This window comes from Sphingopyxis sp., from assembly GCF_016793825.1.
Taxonomy (GTDB): domain Bacteria; phylum Pseudomonadota; class Alphaproteobacteria; order Sphingomonadales; family Sphingomonadaceae; genus Sphingopyxis.
In genome coordinates this window covers 132,024-152,511 of the sequence record NZ_JAEULM010000021.1, presented here as the reverse complement: position 1 = coordinate 152,511, position 20,488 = coordinate 132,024, and the positions used below count along the sequence as shown (strand labels likewise).

Here is a 20,488-nt window from a genome sequence, read left to right as displayed (position 1 = left end):
GCCCGCGCAATGCGCTGGACGCGCAAGGTTTTGGCGGTACCCGCAAGCCGGGCCGCGACCGTCCTTGTCCACCGAGTGAAAGAGCCTAGGGCCAGGGAACCCCAGGCGGATGCCGGCATAGCGGGATATTGTAGGAAGGCCTATCCGAAGGCCCAGCCAGTTTAGGCGGGGAACGTTGCAGCCGCGAGCCGCTTTCCCCTCCCGCAAGCGGGAGGGGAGACAAACCCCGCAATCGGTCAATTGCTGACGACCAGCAAATTACAGCAGCACGCGCTCGCCCGTCTGTGCCGACCGCGCGGCGGCTTCGGCGAGCGCGAGCGCCGCAACGCCGTCGCGGAAATCGACGAGCGGTGCGCCACCGTCCAGGATGTCGGCGAAATGTTCGGCCTCGCGGGCATAGGCGACCGCGTAGCGATCGAGGAAGAAGTTCTGGAAGCGGTCGGCGGCGGCCCCGCTCTCGCCCCACGTCTCGACCGTCGTTTCGAGCTGGTTCTGCGCGCGGATCATACCCTTTGACCCGAAGGCCTCGATCCGCTGGTCATAGCCATATCCGCTTCGGCGGCTCGACGAGATCATGCAGAGCCGACCCGACGCGGTGCGCAGGATGGTCTTTGCGGTATCGGAATCGCCCGCCGCGCCGATTGCCGGGTCCACGAGCACCGAAGCGCTCGCGAAAACCTCGGTCACCTCTTCGTCCAGCAGCCAGCGCGCCATGTCGAAATCATGGATGACCATATCCTTGAAGATGCCGCCCGATATTGTGACATAGTCGACCGGCGGCGGGGCGGGATCGTGGCTGATGATGTGCAGCGTTTCGAGCGCGCCGACGGCGCCGTCCGCAAGCCGTGCCTGCAGGGCCGCGAAGTTCGGGTCGAAGCGGCGATTGAAGGCGAGGAACAGGCGGGCGCGCAGCGCTTCGAAGCGCGCGGCCGATTCGCGCGCGGCGGCCAGATCCTGATCAAGCGGCTTTTCGCAGAAGATCGCTTTCCCGGCTTCGGCCGCGGCCAGGCTGTAGGGAAGGTGGGTGTCGGTCGAACTCGCCACCACGACCCCGGCGATCGATGGATCTGCGAGCGCTTCCTCGATCGTCGAGACACGTGCGTCATAGCGGGCCGCGACCGCCGCGGCGGCTTCGGGGAAGGGATCGACGACCCTTGTTAGCCGCAGGCGCGGGCTTGCAGCAAGATTCGCCGCATGGATTTTGCCGATCCTGCCGGCGCCGATCAGTGCGATATCGTGCATTCAAACCTCTCCAGTTGAAACCAAATTCCACCTCACATACTGATGGAACAATTATTCTATAGCGTGGAAAATGGCACAGGGCGACAGTTGCGTTACAAGTTTTGAACAGATATTCCGTTTTTTTGATGAAGCGGGAGAATGAAGTTGACCGACGTCCCGACTGCCCCGGCTTCGGCGGAAGAGTTGCGCGCCGAGATCGTGAGCCGATACGAAACGCTGAGCAAGCGGCTCAAGCAGATCGCGCGCTATATTCTTGACGAGCCTAACGACATCGCGCTCGAAACACTGGCCGTCATCGCGGACCGCTGCGGCGTTCAGCCGTCGGCGATCGTGCGGTTTGCCAAGGGCTTCGGGTTCGAAGGCGCGAGTCAGATGCAGCGCCTGTTCCGCGACGGGTTGCTCAGCAACAATGCCGCGCTCGGCTATTCGGAGCGGGTGCGCCAGTTGGACCAGACGACCAGTGCGCAGGATGCCGAGCCTGCGAACCTGCTATCCGAGTTCGTCGAGGGCAACAGCCTTGCGATCCAGAACTTGTTGCAGACGGTCAGCGGCGCCGACATGCAAGCGGCGGTCGACCTGCTGATCGCGGCGGACACGGTGCATGTTGCTGGCTTTCGCCGATCCTTTCCCGTAGCATCCTATATCGCCTACTCGCTGCTTCAGGCCGGCAAGCGCGCGGTGTTCATCGACGGGGTCGGCGGCCTGGGGCTGCAGCAGGTTCATGCCATGGGTCCCGACGACCTGCTGATCGCAATCAGTTTTCATCCCTATTCCGAAGAGACGATTGCGGTGGTCAATGCCGCCAAGGCGAACGGCGGGCGAGTCCTCGCGATCAGCGACAGTCTGGTGAGCCCGGTCGCGAAGCCTGCGGAGCATGTGTTGCAGGTGCGCGAGTCGGAAGTGCGGAAATTCCGTTCGTTGTCGGCATCGATGTGCCTCGCGCAGGCGCTGGTGATCAACTTCGCGTTCGAATCGACGCGCGCGCCCACCCCAAAATCGCGGCGTTCGAAATAGAATTCCAAATTCCGACAACATGAAACATCTGTTGCAAAGATTCTAAAGTTGGAATATGTGTTACAGGCCAAGGAGAGATGGTCTGAAACTGATGGTGCAACAAGGGCAGGAATCGGGCGGAAAGCGCCGGCTGGATATCGTCACGCTGGGACGCGCGGGGGTCGATCTTTACGGAGAGCAGATCGGCGGGCGGCTCGAGGATATGGCGAGTTTCGCCAAATATATTGGCGGCAGCCCAACGAATACCGCGGTCGGGGCATCGCGGCTGGGCTTGAGGGCCGGGCTGATCACCCGCGTCGGCGCCGATCATTTCGGGCGCTTCATCGTTGAGGAGCTGGAACGCGAAGGGGTTTCGACGCGCGGGGTTCGGTCCGATCCCGACCGGCTGACCGCGCTCGTGTTCCTCGGCATCCGCGATCCCGACACCTTTCCGCTGATTTTCTATCGCGAGAATTGCGCCGACATGGCGCTCTCCGCCGACGATATCGACCCCGATTTCGTCGCGTCGGCGGGCGCACTGCTGATCAACGGAACGCATCTGTCGCAGCCCGGCGTGTTCGCGGCGAGCCTAAAGGCCGCGACGCTGATGAGAGCGGCCGGGGGTCGCGTCATTTTCGACATCGACTACCGCCCCGTATTGTGGGGTCTCGCCGGCAAGGACAATGGCGAGGACCGGTTCGTCGCCGACAGCCGTGTAACCGAGGCGCTGCAGCGCGTCCTGCCGCTTTGCGACCTGATCGTCGGCACCGAGGAAGAAATCCATATCCTCGGCGGATCGACCGACACGCTGGCGGCATTGCGCGCGATCCGCGCCGAGAGCACCGCGCTGCTGGTCTGCAAGCGGGGTGCCGATGGCTGCGTAGCCTTTCCCGGCGAGATTCCCGCGTCGCTCGATGCCGGGGTGGTCGGGCGCGGCTTTCCGATCGAGGTGTTCAATGTGCTTGGCGCGGGCGATGCGTTCATGGCCGGGTTCCTGCGAGGCTGGCTGAAGGACATGCCGCTTGAAAAATGCTGCGAGATCGCCAACGCCTGCGGTGCGCTTGTCGTGTCCCGTCACGGTTGCGCGCCGGCCATGGCCTCGTGGGACGAGCTGCAGCGCTTTCTTGCCGGACGATGGCCTCACCGCCTTCGCGAGAGCGCCGAACTGGAACAGCTTCACTGGTCCAGCAACCGTCAGGGCGATCGCGACGAGCTGACGGTCCTTGCGATCGATCATCGCAGCCAGTTCGACGATCTTCTCGCCGAACTGGGCGAGGACGACGAGGCGGGGGTTCATCACTTCAAGAATCTGGCGCTCGCGGCGCTTCATCGGCTGGGCGCCGGCGATCCCTGCTATGGCGTTCTGCTCGATGGCCGTTTCGGCGCGCGTGCGCTGGAGGCGGCGGCCGACCACCCCTATTGGATCGGCCGCCCGATCGAGTTTCCGGGGTCGCGTCCGCTGCGTTTCGAAGGGTCGCCCGACGTCGGCATGACGCTGCGCGACTGGCCGACCAATCATGTCGTCAAGTGCCTCGTCTTCTACCATCCCGACGACGATGCCGAGATGCGCGCGCGGCAGGATCGCCAGCTCCTGCGGCTGTTCGATGCGTGCCGCCGGACCCGGCACGAATTCCTGCTCGAAATCATCGCGTCGAAACATGGGCCGGTCGACAGCGGGACGATCGCCAAGGTCATCGACCATGTCTATTCGCTGGGCATCTATCCGGACTGGTGGAAGCTCGAGCCGACGACCGACTCTGCGGCCTGGGCGGCGAGCGAAGCGGCGATCCTGCGGCATGACCCGTTGTGCCGGGGTATCGTTCTGCTTGGCCTCTCGGCGCCTCAGGACGAGGTGCTGGCCGGCATCGTCGCCGCGGCGCCCTTTCCGCTCGTCAAAGGCTTTGCCGTCGGTCGCACCATCTTTCACGATGTCGCGCAGCAGTGGCTGACGGGAGCGATCGGCGACGAAGCTGCGATCACCGCGCTTGCCGAAAACCTGCGCGTCCTCGCCGATGGCTGGCGTGCGGCCCGGCGTGCTAAGGTGGAGGCATGACCAAGCATATCCGATTGACGATGGCGCAGGCCCTGACGCGCTGGCTCGCGGCACAGCAGGTCGAGGTCGATGGCGCCCTGCTCAATTATTTCGCGGGCGTGTGGGCGATCTTTGGCCACGGGAATGTCGCGGGAATGGGTGAGGCGCTGGCCGGGGTGGGGGCGGAGCTGCCGACCTATCGCGGTCATAACGAGCAGGGCATGGCGCATGCAGCGATTGCGTTTGCCAAGGCGAGCCGGCGGCAACGCGCGATGATCTGTACCAGCTCGATCGGCCCTGGCGCGACGAACATGGTCACCGCAGCCGCGCTTGCGCATGTGAACCGGCTGCCCGTGCTCTTTCTGCCCGGCGATGTCTATGCCAGCCGTCGTCCCGATCCGGTGCTCCAGCAGATCGAGGATTTCGCCGACGCGACGGTCAGCGCGAATGACTGTTTCCGGCCCGTGTCGCGCTATTTCGACCGGATCGTTCGCCCCGAACAGATTCTCGATGCCCTGCCGCGCGCGATGGGCATTCTCACCGATCCCGCGCAATGCGGCCCGGTGACGCTCGGGCTCTGTCAGGATGTGCAGGCCGAAGCCTATGACTATCCCGAAAGCTTTTTTGCACCGCGGGTGTGGCGCCGCCGCCGCCCGCGCCCCGACACGGGTGAACTGGCCGCCCTTGTCACGGCGGTGCGCGGTGCGAAGGCGCCTTTGATCGTCGCCGGTGGCGGCGTCCTCTATTCCCGTGCGGAGGCCGCGCTCGCGGACCTTGCGGCACGGACGGGCGTTCCGGTTGCCGAAACGCAGGCGGGGAAGGGCGCGCTGGTCTGGGATCACCCGCAGGCGCTTGGCAGTATCGGCGTTACCGGAACGAGCGCCGCCAATGCCGCGGCGGAGCACGCCGACCTGATCGTCGGTGTCGGAACCCGTCTGCAGGACTTCACGACCGGATCGCGCACATTGTTTGCGGGGAAACGGCTGATCCAGATCAACATCGGAGCAGGCGACGCGGTCAAGCAGGGCGCCGAGGCGGTTGTCGGCGACGCGCGCGCGACGCTGGAGGAGCTTGCCGCAGCGCTGGGTGACTGGCGCGTCGATGATGCATGGAGCGGGGCGAACCGTGACCGGGTCGCCGCATGGAACACCGCCTGGGCTGCGGCGACCGCGCCGGGTACGGCGCTGCCGTCCGACGCGCAGGTCATCGGCGCAGTGTGGCGCCAGGCGAGCGACGATGCGACCGTGGTATGCGCCGCGGGCGGACTGCCGGGCGAACTGCACAAGCTTTGGCGCAGTCATGGGCCGGGCGGCTATCATGTCGAATATGGCTTTTCGTGCATGGGCTACGAGGTCGCCGGCGGGCTTGGCGTCAAGATGGCCGCCCCTGCGCGCGACGTCTATGTGATGGTCGGCGACGGCAGCTATCTGATGCTGAATTCCGAGCTGGCGACGGCGGTCATGCTGGATCGGAAGATCACCGTCATCCTGCTCGACAACCGTGGGTATGGCTGCATCAACCGGCTCCAGCAGGGGACCGGCGGGCGCCCGTTCAACAATCTGCTCGCCGATTCGGCGCATGCCGTGCTGCCCGATATCGACTTCGCCGCACACGCGCGAAGCCTGGGCGCGGAGGCTGAGAAAGTTGCCGGGATTGCCGAACTCGAGGCGGCGCTCGGCCGCGCGAGGCAGTCGGACAAATGCCATGTTATCGTCATCGATACCGATCCCGCGATCACGACCGGGGCGGGGGGGCATTGGTGGGACGTCGCCGTCCCCGAAGTGTCCACTCGCGCCGAAGTGCGCGCCGCGCGCAGTGCTTATGAAACCCGAATTCACGGAGAGAGAAAATGACGATCCGTTGGGGCGTGAGCCCGATCGCCTGGTGCAACGACGACATGCGCGAACTGGGCGGCGACACGACGCTCGATGAACTGCTCACCGACGTACGCGACATCGGGTTCGACGGCGTCGAACTCGGCAACAAATTTCCGCGCGATCCAGAAGCGCTGGCGCCGATCATGGCGAACTATGGCCTTGATATCGTCAGCGGCTGGTACTCGTCGAACCTGCTCGTGCACGATGCCGATGCCGAAATCGCGGCGCTGTCCAAGCATCTTGCGCTGCTCGAATATATGGAATCGAGCGTTTTCATCCTCGCGGAAACATCGAACGCGGTGCACGGCGACCGCTACGGCAGCCGGCTCGACACGCATCCCGTGCTTCCCGTTGCCGACTGGAAGCAGTTCGGCGAGCGGCTGAATACGGTGGCGCGCTTCATCACCGATCGCGGTCTGCGCTTTGCCTACCATCATCATCTCGGCACGATCGTCGAGACGAAGGACGAACTCGAACGCTTCTTTGACGCGACCGGCGACCATGTCGGGCTGGTGCTCGATACAGGCCACGCCCTGTTCGGCGGCATCGAGCCGATCGACGTGATCAAGGCGCGGCCCGAGCGCGTTACGCATGTTCATTGCAAGGATGTCCGCAACGCCAAATATGACGAGTTCCTTGCGAACGGCACCAGCTTCCTGAACGGTGTCGTCGGCGGCATGTTCACCGCGCCGGGCGACGGCGACTATGACTATGCGCCTTTCATGCGCGCGCTGGCCGACATGGATTATTCGGGCTGGATCGTGATCGAGGCCGAACAGGATCCGGCGATTGCCAATCCGCGCGAGTACAGCCAGCTCGGCCTCGACACGCTGAAGCGGCTCGCCCGCGAGGAGGCGCTGGTCTGATGTCGCTGCTCGTCCGCCCGCACGCGCCCGACGACGATGGAACGCTGCTCGACATCACCCCCGAAAGCGCGGGCTGGAAATATGTCGGCTTTCGCATTGTCCGGCTGACCGCAGGCGCGCGTTACAATCATGTAGAAGACGGGCGCGAGGCGTGTCTCGTGATCCTTACCGGCACGGTGTCGGTCGATGCGGGGGGCGAGCATTTCGGCGATATCGGCGGACGCGATACGGTGTTCGACGGTGCCGCGACGTCGGTCTATGTCCCTGCGGGGCATCGCTACACGATCGAGGCGGCGTCCGATGCCGAGATTGCAATCTGCACTGCGCCAGGAACTGGCATGGGCGCGGTGCGGTTGATTCGCTCCGACACGGTGGAGGTACGCGGGCAGGGCACCAACACGCGCCATGTCCGTAACATTCTGTCCGATGCCGACGAGGCCGAAAGCCTGCTCGTCGTCGAAGTGGTGACCCCCGGCGGCCACTGGTCAAGCTATCCGCCGCACAAGCATGATCGCGATGCCTTTCCGGAGGAGACCTTCCTGGAGGAAACCTATTACCACCGATTGTCGCCGCCGCAGGGTTTCGCCTTTCAGCGCGTCTATACCGACGACCGCGACATCGACGAGACGATGGCGGTCGAGGACGGCGACGTCGTGATGGTACCGCGCGGCTACCATCCGGTCGGCGCGCCGCACGGATACGACCTCTATTATCTGAACGTGATGGCGGGGCCCCGACGCAACTGGGTGTTCCGCAACGACCCCGCGCACGACTGGATCGTGCGCCAGTAAGGAAGAGCGATGAGACAGATTGATTCCTTCATCGCCGGCGATGCCGCCGGCGGCGGCTCCGTGCGTCCCGAAGAAGCGCGTGCCGGTGATGTCTTTAACCCGAGCACGGGGCTGGTCCAGGCGCGCGTCGCCTTTTCGGCTCCCGCCGATCTCGACCGCGCCGTTGCCATCGCGCAGGCCGCGCAGCCCGGCTGGGCGGCGACTAATCCACAGCGCCGCTCGCGCGTGATGTTCCGCTTTCGCGAACTGCTCGAGGCGAACATGCAGGAGCTTGCCGAGCTGCTGGCGAGCGAACATGGGAAAGTCGTCGCCGATGCGCGCGGCGACGTCCTGCGCGGGCTGGAAGTGATCGAATTTTCGTGCGGGATCCCGCACGCATTGAAGGGCGAATATACGCAGGGCGCAGGCCCCGGCATCGATGTTTATGCGATGCGGCAGGCGCTCGGCGTCGTTGCCGGCATCACCCCGTTCAACTTCCCGGCGATGATCCCGATGTGGATGTTCGGTCCGGCGATCGCGGCGGGCAACGCCTTCATCCTCAAGCCCAGCGAGCGGGATCCGTCGGTGCCGGTGCGCCTCGCCGAGCTGATGCGCGAAGCGGGGTTGCCCGAAGGCATCTTGCAAGTTGTTCATGGCGACAAGCAGATGGTCGATGCGATCCTCGACCATCCCGGCATCGCTGCGGTCAGCTTCGTCGGCTCGTCGGACATCGCGCATTATGTTTATGGTCGCGGCACCGCAGCGGGCAAGCGTGTGCAGGCGATGGGCGGCGCGAAGAACCACGGCATCGTGATGCCCGATGCCGATCTCGACCAGGTCGTCCACGATCTGTGCGGCGCCGCCTTCGGTTCGGCGGGCGAGCGCTGCATGGCGCTTCCGGTCGTCGTACCCGTCGGAGACGCCACCGCCGAAGCTCTGCGCGAGCGCCTGATTCCCGCCATGGCGGCGTTGAAGGTCGGCGTGTCGAACGACCCCGACGCGCACTATGGCCCGGTGGTCAACGCCGCGCACAAGACGCGCATAGAACAATGGATCCAGACCGGCGTCGATGAAGGCGCCGAGTTGGTGGTCGATGGTCGCGGCCTTGTCCTGCAAGGGCACGAGCAAGGCTTTTTCGTCGGCCCGACGCTTTTCGACCATGTGACGACCGACATGAGCGCCTACCGCGAGGAAATCTTCGGGCCGGTCCTCCAGATCGTCCGCGCGCCCGATTTTGAGACGGCGCTGCGCCTGCCGAGTGATCATCAATATGGCAACGGCGTGGCGATCTTTACCCGCAACGGCCACGCCGCGCGCGAATTCGCGCAGCGCGTCAATGTCGGCATGGTCGGGATCAATGTTCCGATCCCGGTGCCGGTCGCCTATCACAGCTTCGGGGGCTGGAAGCGGTCGGGCTTTGGCGACATCAACCAATATGGGATGGAGGGTGTGCGCTTCTGGACCAAGGTCAAGACGGTGACTCAGCGCTGGCCCGATGGCGGTGCCGGCGACAACGCCTTCCTCATCCCGACATCGTGACCCGCTTGTGATAAACGAAACAAATCTTCCATTTGTATGTAAAATGAAATAGCATCATGCACCGGACGCCCGAAACGACAGAGGGGCGCCGGTGCGGGAGAGAGGCGATGCTGAGATATTTCGCAACGGGGCCGGACTTGCCGGTTAGGGCCGACGACAGCGTCGACGGTGCCTTCAAGAGCTATCGGATGCGGATCATCCTGACGATCACGCTCGCCTACGCGATCAGCTATACCTGCCGTCTGGCGATCAACATCGTGAAGAAGCCGCTGATCGACCAGGGGATATTCACCCCGCTCGAACTCGGCATGATCGGCTCGGCGCTGTTCTATACCTATGCGGCGGGCAAGCTGATCAATGGCTTCGTGGCCGATCACAGCAATGTGAAACGGCTCTTCGCATTCGGCCTGCTGCTGTCGGCGCTGTGCAATATCGCGATGGGCTTTTCGACGCTCTTCTGGGTCACGGTGATGTTGTGGGCGCTCAACGGCTGGTTCCAGAGCTATGGCGCGCCTTCTTGCGTCGTCGCGCTGGCCAGTTGGTTCTCGAACCGTGAGCGCGGACGCTATTATGGCATATGGTCGACGGCGCATTCGATCGGCGAAGGGCTGACCTTTGCGGTCGTGTCCGCGCTTGTCGCGGTCGGCGGCTGGCGCTGGGGGTTCTGGGGTCCCGGTATCGCAGCCACGGTAGCGGCGGTTGCCGCCTATTATGCGATGGCCGACCGCCCGCGTTCGCTCGGCCTGCCGACCGTCGCCGACTGGCGGAACGATCATTATGCGCCGCCGGCCGGTAATGTTCCCGAACGCGGGGTCTTCGCGACCCAATTGTCGATCCTTGCGATTCCGGCGGTGTGGATTCTCGCGCTGGCGAGCGCGGCCAATTACGTAACGCGCTATGCGATCAACAGTTGGGGTATCCTCTATCTGCAGGAGGCGCGGGGCTATTCGCTGGCCGAGGCGGGGGCGATGCTGACCGCGAGCACGCTCGCGGGGGTGGCGGGCGCCGTTGCCTTCGGTTTTGTGTCGGACAAATTCTTCGGCGCGCGCCGGCCGCCGGTCAATCTGCTGTTCGGCGTCCTTGAACTCGTCGGTCTGTTGCTGCTCTTCTTCGGCCCGAACAATCCCGCGGTGGTTCTGGTCGCGGTGATCCTGTTCGGGCTCGGCATGACGGGGCTCGTCACGTCGCTCGGCGGATTGTTCGCGATCGACATCTGTCCGAAGCGCGTCGCGGGCGCAGCCCTCGGGCTGGTCGGCGTGTTCAGTTATCTGGGTGCGGCGATCCAAGAGCAGGTGTCGGGCGCGCTCATTGACGCCAACATGCACATTGCGAACGGCGTGAATGTCTATGATTTCGGTCCGGTGATCGGGTTTTGGATCGGGAGTTCGGTCCTCGCCACGTTGCTTGCGACGATGCTCTGGAACACAAAGCTGCGCGACTGAGGGGGAGTATATGTACCGCCGAAACCTTCTGCGTGGGGGCACCGCTCTCGCCTTCCTGGCCGCGCTTCCACGCCGGCTATACGCGGCGACGCTCGGCTATCCGCGCCTCCTCGATGGCCCGATGATCGGCGCGACGACGCCCGGCAGTTTCCGCGTCTGGTCGCGCGCCAGCGGCGCTTTCGGTGTCGCCGTCGAATATGCGACGCAGCGAGACTTCAGCGACGCCAGGACGACCGCGAGCGCCGCCGCAACGCAGGAGAATGATCTTTGCACCACGGTCGAGGTGACCGGGCTCAAACCCGACACCGACTATTTTTACCGGGTCAAGACCGACGGGATCGACGACCGGCACCAGCCGCTCCCCTATCGCACCCGTACCGCGCCCGATCGGCCGCGTCCGATCCGGATCGCCTTCGGTTCGTGCGCGCGCGTCCAGCTCTATCCCGAACAACCGGTGTTCGAAGCAATCGCGGCGATGGAACCCGACCTCTTCCTGTGGCTTGGCGACAATATCTACGCCGACAGCGACAGCGAGACAGCCTATTCGACGCTCTATTCGCGGCAGCGCAATGTCGCGGCGCTCGTTCCGTTCCTCCGTTCGGTGCCCCAGCTTGCGGTCTGGGACGACCATGATTTCGGCTACAATAATTCGGATCGCCACAACGGTGTGAAGGACATGACGCGCCGCCTGTTCGATCGCTGGTGGGCCAATCCGGCCGCCGGCCTGCCCGATACGCCGGGAATCTTCTTTCGCCACAGCTTTGGCCCCATCGACATCTTCATGCTCGATGGTCGCTATTATCGCGATGCGCCGTCGGACCCCGACAGCCCGACCAAGACCATGCTCGGTGTGGGACAGAAGGCCTGGCTGAAGCGCGAACTCAAGGCCTCGAAGGCGGTGTTCAAGATTCTCGCTTCGGGCACCGGCTGGTCGCTCGCCGAAAAGGACGGCGACAGCTGGGCCTCCTATCTGCACGAACGGAACGAAATCCTCGATTTCATTCGCGACGAACGGATCGGCGGCTGCTTTGGCATCTCGGGCGATGTCCACCAGGGCGAGGTCAATTGCGTGCCCTGGTCGGACAAGGGCGGCTATGATTTCTACGATCTCGTCAGTTCGGGGCTTGCGCAATATCTGGCGCCCAAGTTCGTCGATCAGCATCCCGAAGTGCGGCTACGCCAGCCGTTCGTGCGTAGCGCCAACTTCGGCCTCCTCGAATTCAGCTTCGATCCCGAACCGCGCGTCGCGCTGAGCGTGCGCGATGTGATCGGCGCCTCGGGTTCGGGCAAGCCTGTCGTGCTGCGCGCCGCCGATCTGGTCAACGGGCGGCAGAGCTGGCGCGCGGTTATCGATCCTGACGAACTCGAACGGCGCGAGCGGGTGGCGCGCGGCGGCAGCTATTATGGAGGCGAATAGAAATGTGTTTCGAGATGGTGACCATCGCGCGCGACGAGTTCGAGGCAATGAAAGCGCATCTGCCATGCGCGACCCGCGAAGGCCTGTTCGAGACATACCGGATCAGCCAGAATAGCTGGTACAAGCTGCGCGACGGCCAGCCGGTAAAGCGCAAAACGCTGGAACGACTGCGCGAACGTTTTCACCAGGTGGCGGGCGAATGAGCGGCGCGCCCCTTCATATTGCGCTGATCGGCAGCGGCTTCATGGGCCGTGCCCACGCGCTCGCCTTTGCCGCTGCGGACCGGACGTTCGATCTGCCGCGCACGCCGCGGGTGACCGTCCTTGCCGATCGCGACTTGCCGACGGCGACAGCCGCTGCGGCTTCACTGGGCATTCCGCGCGCCAGCGGCGACTGGCGCGAAACCATCGCCGACGCGGGCATCGACATGGTCGCGATCGCAACCCCGAACCTGCTCCACGCGCCGATTGCGATCGCCGCGCTCGAGGCAGGCAAGGCGGTCTATTGCGAAAAGCCGCTGGCGACGACAATTGCCGAATCGGAAGCGATGACGGCCGCGGCCGCAGCGACCGGACTGCCGACCGCAGTCGGCTTTACCTATCTCTACAACCCGATGATCGTGCTTGCGCGCGAGCTGATCGCGAGCGGTGAGATCGGCGAAGTGACCGCCTTTCGCGGCATCCATGCCGAGGATTTCATGGCATCGGCCGACGCCCCGTTCAACTGGCGCTGCGAGCCCGATCAGGCAGGCGGTGCGCTTGCCGACATCGGGAGCCATATCATCGCGATGGCACAGCATCTGGTCGGCGATATCGCGTCGGTGTCGGGGCGGCTCCATACCGCTTATCCGACGCGCCGCGACGCAGGAGGCAACGACCGGGCCGTGACGGTCGACGATCAGATGGACGCGGTGGTCGAATTCGCCGGGGGTGCGACGGGTACGCTGGCGGCGAGCTGGATCGCGAACGGGCACAAGATGGGTCTCGCCTTCGAGGTGACCGGTACCAAGGGATCGATCGGTTTCACGCAGGAGCAGTTCAACGAACTGAAACTCTACCGTTCGGGCCCCGGCCGCACCAACGGATTCACGACGATCTGCGCTGGGCCCGACCACGGCGATTATGGCGCCTTTTGCCCCGCGTCGGGACATCAGATCGGTTACAACGACTTGAAGACGATCGAGGTGAAGGCCGCGATCGAAGCGGCGGCCGGCCTGCCTTCGGCGGCGAAGAGTTTCGCCGATGCGCTGGCAGTCGAGAAGGTCGCCGACGCGATCAGACGGTCGCATCGGGAGGGCGGCTGGGTGAAGCCCTGAGGGGAATTGGTGGGGTTCGAGCGAACTCCGTCATTCCGGCGAAAGCCGGCACCTCACCCTATCAGCCTGATGCGCCGGCGAGATCCCGACCTGCCTTCCTGGCTAAACCCGTGCCAGCGCCGCCAACAGCTCCTGATGAATCGCCGGCGTCGACGCCAGCACCGTGCCGTTCGTCAGGTCGAGCTTGTCGCCGCGCGTGTCGGTGACGATCCCCCCCGCCTCGCGAACGATCGCGACCCCGGCCGCCATGTCCCACGCGCTGACGCTCTGTTCCCAATAGGCATCGTGCCGGCCGCAGGCGACCCAAGCCATATCGATTGCTCCCGCGCCCAGGCGGCGAATTCCCGTGACGCGCCGGGTCAGCCGCTCCATCTCGGCATAAAATTGCTCATGGTCAGGCTTGGTCGCAAAGGGGATGCCGACCCCTAGGACCGATTCCTCGATCGTCGCGCGCGGCGAAATTTTGATGCGTTTCTCGCCAAGCCAGGCGCCGTTGCCCGTCTCGGCCCAGAAAAGTTCATTCATCGCAGGAACATAGGTTACGCCTGCGATGACATCGCCCTGTCGCGCAAGCGCGATATTGACGGCGAAGAGTGGGGATCCTGTCAGGAAGTTGGTTGTACCATCCAGGGGATCGACCACCCACACATGGTCGGCGTCGCGGCCGGGCGTCAGCCCGCCTTCCTCACCGAGGAAGCCGTAGTCGGGGGCAAGGGTCATCAACCGTTCACGGACGGTGGCCTCGGCCTTCAGGTCGGCCTCGGTGAACATGTCGGCGGCGCCGGCCTTGCTGTGGATCGTGAGCGTGGCGATGCGCTCCCGGTCGGTGATCAGTCCTTCGCCGGCGGCGTGAGCGGCGGCGATCATGGCGGAAATAAGGGGTGACATCGTCATGGAATGAATATACGTTCTGTTTTATAAGAAAGATAGAAAAAATATTCTGAAATGATGTTGCGGTCCCGTCACTCCGGTTACCGCCGCCTTGTTTGACCGGCGTTTCGCCGGGCGCGATTTCGAATAGAAGAGGGAGGGTTGAGTGAAAACGAGTTTCTTTGCAATCGCAGCGGTGCTGGCTGGCGTTCCTGCGGTCGATGCCATGGCGCAGCAGGCTGCGCCCGTCCCCGTCGCGGCGGCTTCGGCCGAAACACAGGCGACGCAGGGATCGGGAACCGACGGAGCCGTCGTGGTCGCTGATCCCGCCGATGCGTCGCGAATGCTGATTCTTGCTGGTGCTGAATCGGCGGGGATCGAAGTCTTCGATCTTGCCGGGCAGCGCGTCGCGACGCACAAGGTCGGCAATATCCGCGCGCTCGATCTGCGCGCGAACAGTGCGCCTGGCGGCGAAGCGCTGCTCGCCGCGCTCGACGGCAAGGAGAATGCGCCAAAGCTGTTTCGCGTCGGCGCCGGGGGCGTTCCATTGCCAATCGCGCTCGCGGGAATCCAGCCTCAGATGACGGTCGCCGGGCTTTGCCTGTCGCGCAGCCATCGCGACGGAACGCTCTATCTTTTCCTTGTCGGTGACCGGGGCGAGATCGAGCAATGGGGGCTCGCATCCGACGCGTCGGGCGCAACTAGCGGTCGAATTGCACGGCGCTGGTCGTTGGGGTCGGAAATCGGCTATTGCGCCGCCGACGATCGCGGGTCGGTCTACTTCTCGCAGGAAGCCGTGGGCGTGTGGCGCTTCGCCGCCGAGCCGGAAGCCGAAATTACGCCCGAGATCGTGGACATCGTCCGGCTCGGCCATATCACCGAAGAGGCGAAGGGTATCGGCATCGCGCCGGATGGGCGATTGCTGGTTTCGGATGCCAAGGCGAACCGGCTGAACATTTATGACCCCGCCGATGACTATGCCTATCTGGGTTCGGTATCGCTCGCTGCGGGCGCCGACAGAGTCGAAGATGCGGGCAGCGTCACCATTGCCGGTCCGGTGGTGGTGGTCGCCGACGACGACAACTCGCCCGAAGACCCCAATCTGAAAATCGCGAGCTGGCCGGCGCTGCTCGCCGCAGCGGGGCTTTCCGAACGACCCACCGTGCCCACGCCCGAAACGATGCCGCTCGCGCGGCCGACGGTCGAGACGACCCCCGTCGAGACCGGCGGCGATGCGGCCGACGATCCGGCGATCTGGATCAACCCCGTCGATCCAGCGCAGAGCGTCGTGATCGGAACCCAGAAACAGTCGGGGCTCTATGTCTATGATCTGGACGGCAAGGTGCTGCAGTTCCTTCCCGATGGACGTATGAACAATGTCGATCTTCGGAACGGTTTCCGCCTTGGCGGCCGGGACGTCACGCTCGTCACCGCCAGCAATCGGACGACGAAGGGCATCTCCATCTATGCGCTCGATCCCGCGACGCGCAAGTTGACCGACGTCGCGGACGGGCTTCAGGACACCGGGCTCAAGGACCCCTATGGCCTGTGCATGTATCGCAGCGCGAAGACGAAAAAGACCTTTGTCTTCGTCAATCAGACCGACGGCAAGATGCGTCAATGGGAACTGGTTGCGACCCCCGCGGGCAAGGTGCGCGCGAAGCTTGTGCGCGACCTGCCGTTCGCGACCCAGGTCGAAGGCTGCGTCGCCGACGACGCGACGGGGATGCTTTACACCGGCGAAGAAGATGTCGGCATCTGGCGCGAGGGCGCCGAGCCGCGCGGCGGGCCGGCGCGCAATATGCTCGCGAAAGTCACCGACAACCCCGCGCTCAAGGACGACATGGAGGGGATCGGCCTCTATGCCATGGACGGGGGGAAGGGCTATCTGGTCGTGTCCAGCCAGGGCAACGACAGCTACGCCGTCTTCCGCCGCGAGGGCGATAATGCCTATGTCGGCTCGTTCCGGATCGGTGCCGACATGGCGGCGGGAATCGATGGCGTATCCGAAACCGATGGTCTCGACGTTACCAGCCTGTCGGCGGGCCCCGCTTTCCCGCACGGTCTGATGGTCGCGCAGGACGGTCGCAACGTCTCTCCCCCCGAGCATCAGAATTTCAAGCTGGTGCCGTGGGAACGGGTTGCGAAGGCGCTCGGTCTGGACGTGCCGGCGCGCTGACCGTCCGATATCGCTGCGCGCCGCCCCGGTTCCGGGCGTCGGCGCGCAGCCGTCAGCCGACGAATGCCCGCTCGATGACGAAATCCCCCGGGTTGGCGTTCGATCCTTCCCGGAAACCGAGAGCCTCGAACCGCGTCTGGAGATCGCGGATCATCGCCATGCTGCCGCACATCATGATGCGGTCGATCGCGGGGTCGAAGTGATCCGGGCCGGTGAGCGGGTGGCCGAAGAGGCGGCCGTCGTCAATCAGGGCGCCGATCCGGCCTTCGGTACTGAAGGCTTCGCGCGTCACCGTCGGCAGATAGTGGAACTGCAGCAGCGCCTGGTCCTGCACCAGCGGATCGCCGGCGAGCTGGCTTTCGAGCGTGTCGCGGAACGCAAGGTCGCTGACTCGCCGGACGCAATGGACGATCTGCACCTGCGCGAACCGGTCGTAGATGTCGGGATCGCGCGCCAGGCTGAGGAACGGGGCCAACCCGGTCCCGGTCGATAGCAGAAACAGCCGCTTGCCGGGCTGCAACGCATCGGCAACCAGCGTACCGGTGGGTTTGCGACCGAGGTAAATGGGATCGCCCGGCCCGATCCGTTGCAGGCGCGAGGTCAACGGGCCGTCGGCCACCTTGATCGACAGAAATTCGAGTTCATCCGAATAGGCGGGGCTTGCGATGGAGTAGGCGCGTAGCAGCGGCCGGCCTTCGCCGCCGGGAAGTCCGATCATGACGAATTCGCCGGACCGGAAGCGGAAGCTTTGGGGGCGGGTGATCGAGAAGCTGAAGAGATGCTCGTTCCAGTGGTGCACGCGCAGCACCTCCTCGACGGTCAGCGAGGCGGATGGGGCAAGCTTGGCAGCGGCAGCGATACGATCGCTCATTGGGTGGGACTTTCTTCTATCTGATCGGGTGCGAGAAGCTGTTGTGGGTCAAAACCTGCCGCAGTCAGCGCGGCGGCTACTGCGCCGAATGCCTTTGCAACGGGCTGGGCGGTTTCGTCGGCGACGAACAGCGCGAGGGTGGCGGAGACCGCGTCCAAATCGCTCCGCGCGGAGGTGCGCCAGAGCGAGAGAAGGAGGGCTTCGTCCTCGGCGATGTGGGTGTGGTCGATGGGTGCGAGAGCGATCGTTTCGCGGGAATCGGACGCCAGAAGCGCCATCGCGACGTGGAAATCGGGCAGCGCGGCTGTGGCGCGAACATGCGCGAAACCCCGATGCAGCGCTGCCGGCGGACAGGTCCCGGCAGCGGCAGCGCGCACCCAACCGCGCATCGCCCACAGCAGGAAGCGCCCGCAGTTGCTCAGGCTTTCGACTGTCCGGTCGACATAGGCGTACATGACGAACTCCCGCTAGGCACCAGCGCGTCGCTATATGTTAATGCAAGTCATTTGCAAGAATGAAATGGGCCTGTCGAGTGTGCCGGGCGGAGTGACGCGGTAGACGCGCGATAGAGGATAGCGGGAACGTGGCGGCCCGCCGCGGAGGGAAGCCAAGCTCCGCTACGGGCCGCGACAGTATCTCTACTGCAAAGATAGAGTGACATCGTTGCTGGGATCTGGCTAGTTGGCCGGGCAACGAAACAGCCCATCAGACCATCCATTCATCGCCATTTCTTTCGGACCATGACCGGCAAAAAGGGACTAATCATTCGGCATGTGCCGCACGAAGGGATCGCGGGCTTTCGCGAACCCGTCGAGTCGGCCGGCTATTCGCTCGACCGGATCGATGTCGATGATCCGGCGTTCGGTTCGGTCGATCTGGTCGAACCCGACCTTCTCATCATGATGGGCGGGCCGATGGGCGTCTATGAAGGCGACCGCCATCCCTGGATAGCGTGCCAGATGCGACGGCTTGCTCGGCGGCTCGCGGCGAACCGGCCGACGCTCGGTGTCTGCTTCGGTGCGCAGATGATGGCCGCGGCGCTGGGTGCTCCCGTCTATCCCGGGCGGGCGAAGGAGGTTGGCTTCCACCCCCTGAGCTTTGTCGATACGGCGTCGCCGCTCCGTCACCTTGCGGGCGTGGCCGTGCTGCACTGGCATGGCGATACGTTCGATCTTCCTGCCGATGTCGAGTTGCTGGCGTCGAGCCCAGCCTATCGGCATCAGGCCTTTCGTCGCGACCCCAATATTCTGGCGCTGCAATTCCATGCGGAGATGGGTCTCGATCCGCGCTTCGGGGCATGGATCGAACAATGGCCCGATGCGCTGGAAGAGGTTGGAAGTAGTGCCGCAGCCATGCGGACGCGACATGCGCGCCTTGGCCCGGCGGCGGTTGCGGCGGGACGGTTGATGGTGGCGGAGTGGCTTGCGGGGGTCACCGACTGACGACGGATGAGTGCTCGGCCGGACCGCAACGCCATGTGGTCCGTCCTCATTGCCGTGTTAAAATAACGCATCCTGCGGGGACGCCCAGTGCGGCGCCCGTTGCCGCTGCCTGATGCCCGGATCGTCCCGCGAAGCACGGGCCGGCGCACCGGTCGCGTGCTCTTCCGGGCTGGTTCTTGCGGTTCCGTTACGGCAATGTAGCGCGATGTTAGGGTAACATGTTAGCGAATCATGCGTTCACGTAACTTGATTTCGACCCCTGATGCTCTATGCCCGACCGCGTGCAGGGTGACCCAGACAATTACATCAGTCTCCTTTCCGCCGCGCAAATCGAAACGCTGCGGCATGTTTTTGAGCACAAAAATTCCAAGGAAATTGCTCGCATTATGGATGTGTCACCCCATACGGTCGACGAACGGGTTCGGCGCGCTCTAAAAAAACTACATGCTTCCAACAGGATAGAAGCCGCGACGATCCTTTCCCGTAACGGTGTATTCGACCAGGTTACTCCTTATCAGCCTTTGACATATCAATTGTTCGACCTAGGCGACCGTGTCGCAGCCGATGATGCCGGTGCGGGGCACGGTTCGATCCGGCGGCTTTTCGATATAGGCACGCCGTTTCCTACCGCATCCCAGCCGGCCAACCGGCACGGGTTGATGGAAAGGATAATCTGGCCAATTCTGATCGCATTTGCGACCATCTTGGCTTTCTCCGCTCTCTACTCGATCCTTGTCGGACTTGGTCGTGTTTTGACCTGAATGCTGCGGGGGGGGTTCCGGTGGCATTCGTTTGCAAGGACCAAGGACATGCTGAACGAACGACTTTCCGCTGCGAAGAAGATCGCTTCTGAACTGCACCAGGCCGAAGACGCCATTGATGAAGCCATGATCCGTATCGCCAACTTGGCTGCCACGCTTCCTGCTGCGCGCCGCGATATCAACATGTCTGCGATCGTCGGTCAGGAAGCGCTGGCCAAGGTGGCGCATGCGCTCGCCGCTGCCGGCGAAGTACGCCAACTCCTCACCGACGCGCATCTCTCGCTTACCGCGACACAAAAGCAGATCGGCCTCGGCACGCGCATGTTCGGCGCCGGCGTAAAGCCGCCGGCGAGCGCTTCGCTGGTCGAGGATGGCAGCAACGACATGGATGAAGCGGCGGTCGCGCACCTCTCGCTCGCCAAGGCATCGTAAGGCAAGCGGACGCATCATGTGGGCCGTCGCGACCTATTACGGAATATTGCTGCTCACTGTGGCCGTCGCGATGTGGCGCGGCGGCCATTTGGAACGGTGGGCAGCTTATACCGCCTTGCTCGCTTCGGTCTGCACAACCGTCCTGGCTCCTGCTCCGGATTGGTCGCATATTGAATATAGTATCTTCGCGATCGACATCGTCGCGCTCGCGAGCTTCTGGTTTATAGCCCTGAAAACTCAGCGGTTCTGGCCCTACTGGATCACCGGTTGGCAACTGATCGCAATCTTTGGGCATCTTCAGAAGCTGATGTTTTCGGAGATATTGGCGCGTCCCTACGCGCTGCTTTCAATGTATATCTCATACCCGATCCTCTTCGTGATCCTGTACGCATCGGGTTCGACCAGACGGACGGAGAATGCCGGGGCTTGATGAAGAACGC

At 63.9% G+C, this 20,488-nt stretch carries 19 protein-coding genes; 15 read left to right on the top strand and 4 right to left on the bottom strand.

Going from position 1 to position 20,488, the window contains the following annotated elements:
- Positions 1-258 precede the first annotated feature (258 nt).
- Positions 259-1,242, bottom strand: a complete 984-nt coding sequence (gene iolG / locus JNM03_RS06990) for an inositol 2-dehydrogenase (RefSeq protein ID WP_294035604.1) — start codon at positions 1,240-1,242, stop codon at positions 259-261.
- A 138-nt stretch (positions 1,243-1,380) separates the two neighbouring features.
- On the opposite strand from iolG, the gene JNM03_RS06985 reads away from it, so the two are divergent.
- The 10 genes from JNM03_RS06985 to JNM03_RS06940 all read left to right on the top strand — a co-directional run bounded on the left by JNM03_RS06985 (position 1,381) and on the right by JNM03_RS06940 (position 13,493).
- A complete protein-coding gene (locus JNM03_RS06985; protein ID WP_294035603.1) occupies positions 1,381-2,256 on the top strand; it encodes a MurR/RpiR family transcriptional regulator in 876 nt (291 codons plus the stop codon).
- Positions 2,257-2,311: 55 nt separating this feature from the next.
- On the top strand, positions 2,312-4,288 hold the full coding sequence (gene iolC / locus JNM03_RS06980) for a 5-dehydro-2-deoxygluconokinase (protein ID WP_294035602.1): 1,977 nt from the start codon (positions 2,312-2,314) through the stop codon (positions 4,286-4,288).
- On the top strand, positions 4,285-6,120 hold the full coding sequence (iolD, locus tag JNM03_RS06975; RefSeq protein WP_294035601.1) for a 3D-(3,5/4)-trihydroxycyclohexane-1,2-dione acylhydrolase (decyclizing): 1,836 nt from the start codon (positions 4,285-4,287) through the stop codon (positions 6,118-6,120). The genes iolC and iolD overlap by 4 nt, the downstream gene beginning before the upstream one ends.
- On the top strand, positions 6,117-7,010 hold the full coding sequence (gene iolE / locus JNM03_RS06970; RefSeq protein WP_294035600.1) for a myo-inosose-2 dehydratase: 894 nt from the start codon (positions 6,117-6,119) through the stop codon (positions 7,008-7,010). Before iolD ends, iolE begins: the two co-directional genes overlap by 4 nt.
- Entirely contained in the window at positions 7,010-7,801 is a 792-nt protein-coding gene (iolB, locus tag JNM03_RS06965) for a 5-deoxy-glucuronate isomerase (protein WP_294035599.1), read from the top strand. The genes iolE and iolB overlap by 1 nt, the downstream gene beginning before the upstream one ends.
- A 9-nt stretch (positions 7,802-7,810) precedes the next feature.
- Positions 7,811-9,319 (top strand): CoA-acylating methylmalonate-semialdehyde dehydrogenase, encoded by a 1,509-nt coding sequence (locus JNM03_RS06960; RefSeq protein ID WP_294035598.1) that lies wholly within the window; start codon positions 7,811-7,813, stop codon positions 9,317-9,319.
- A gap of 107 nt (positions 9,320-9,426) precedes the next feature.
- Positions 9,427-10,761 (top strand): MFS transporter, encoded by a 1,335-nt coding sequence (locus JNM03_RS06955; RefSeq protein WP_294035597.1) that lies wholly within the window; start codon positions 9,427-9,429, stop codon positions 10,759-10,761.
- A gap of 10 nt (positions 10,762-10,771) precedes the next feature.
- Positions 10,772-12,178, top strand: a complete 1,407-nt coding sequence (locus JNM03_RS06950) for an alkaline phosphatase D family protein (protein ID WP_294035596.1) — start codon at positions 10,772-10,774, stop codon at positions 12,176-12,178.
- Between the two features lie 2 nt (positions 12,179-12,180).
- A complete protein-coding gene (locus JNM03_RS06945) occupies positions 12,181-12,381 on the top strand; it encodes a hypothetical protein (protein ID WP_294035595.1) in 201 nt (66 codons plus the stop codon).
- Positions 12,378-13,493, top strand: coding sequence for a Gfo/Idh/MocA family oxidoreductase (locus JNM03_RS06940; RefSeq protein WP_294035594.1), 1,116 nt, complete (start codon positions 12,378-12,380; stop codon positions 13,491-13,493). The genes JNM03_RS06945 and JNM03_RS06940 overlap by 4 nt, the downstream gene beginning before the upstream one ends.
- A gap of 102 nt (positions 13,494-13,595) precedes the next feature.
- On the opposite strand, the gene JNM03_RS06935 is transcribed toward JNM03_RS06940, so the two are convergent.
- Positions 13,596-14,381 (bottom strand): inositol monophosphatase family protein, encoded by a 786-nt coding sequence (locus JNM03_RS06935; protein ID WP_294035593.1) that lies wholly within the window; start codon positions 14,379-14,381, stop codon positions 13,596-13,598.
- Positions 14,382-14,529: 148 nt separating this feature from the next.
- On the opposite strand from JNM03_RS06935, the gene JNM03_RS06930 reads away from it, so the two are divergent.
- On the top strand, positions 14,530-16,542 hold the full coding sequence (locus JNM03_RS06930) for a phytase (protein WP_294035592.1): 2,013 nt from the start codon (positions 14,530-14,532) through the stop codon (positions 16,540-16,542).
- A gap of 52 nt (positions 16,543-16,594) precedes the next feature.
- On the opposite strand, the gene JNM03_RS06925 is transcribed toward JNM03_RS06930, so the two are convergent.
- Positions 16,595-17,413, bottom strand: coding sequence for a ferredoxin--NADP reductase (locus tag JNM03_RS06925; RefSeq protein ID WP_294035591.1), 819 nt, complete (start codon positions 17,411-17,413; stop codon positions 16,595-16,597).
- Positions 17,410-17,868, bottom strand: coding sequence for a hypothetical protein (locus JNM03_RS06920; protein WP_294035590.1), 459 nt, complete (start codon positions 17,866-17,868; stop codon positions 17,410-17,412). The genes JNM03_RS06925 and JNM03_RS06920 overlap by 4 nt, the downstream gene beginning before the upstream one ends.
- A gap of 285 nt (positions 17,869-18,153) precedes the next feature.
- Between JNM03_RS06920 and JNM03_RS06915 the strand changes: the two genes are divergently transcribed.
- The 4 genes from JNM03_RS06915 (at position 18,154) to JNM03_RS06900 (ending at position 20,478) form a co-directional block, all read left to right on the top strand.
- A complete protein-coding gene (locus JNM03_RS06915; protein ID WP_294035589.1) occupies positions 18,154-18,855 on the top strand; it encodes a glutamine amidotransferase in 702 nt (233 codons plus the stop codon).
- 269 nt (positions 18,856-19,124) lie between these two features.
- Positions 19,125-19,616 (top strand): response regulator transcription factor, encoded by a 492-nt coding sequence (locus JNM03_RS06910; protein ID WP_294035588.1) that lies wholly within the window; start codon positions 19,125-19,127, stop codon positions 19,614-19,616.
- 48 nt (positions 19,617-19,664) lie between these two features.
- Positions 19,665-20,048, top strand: coding sequence for a hypothetical protein (locus tag JNM03_RS06905; protein ID WP_294035587.1), 384 nt, complete (start codon positions 19,665-19,667; stop codon positions 20,046-20,048).
- Between the two features lie 58 nt (positions 20,049-20,106).
- The gene (locus tag JNM03_RS06900) at positions 20,107-20,478 is read left to right on the top strand and encodes a hypothetical protein (RefSeq protein ID WP_294035586.1); all 372 of its coding nucleotides are present in this window, start codon (positions 20,107-20,109) and stop codon (positions 20,476-20,478) included.
- Positions 20,479-20,488: the final 10 nt, after the last annotated feature.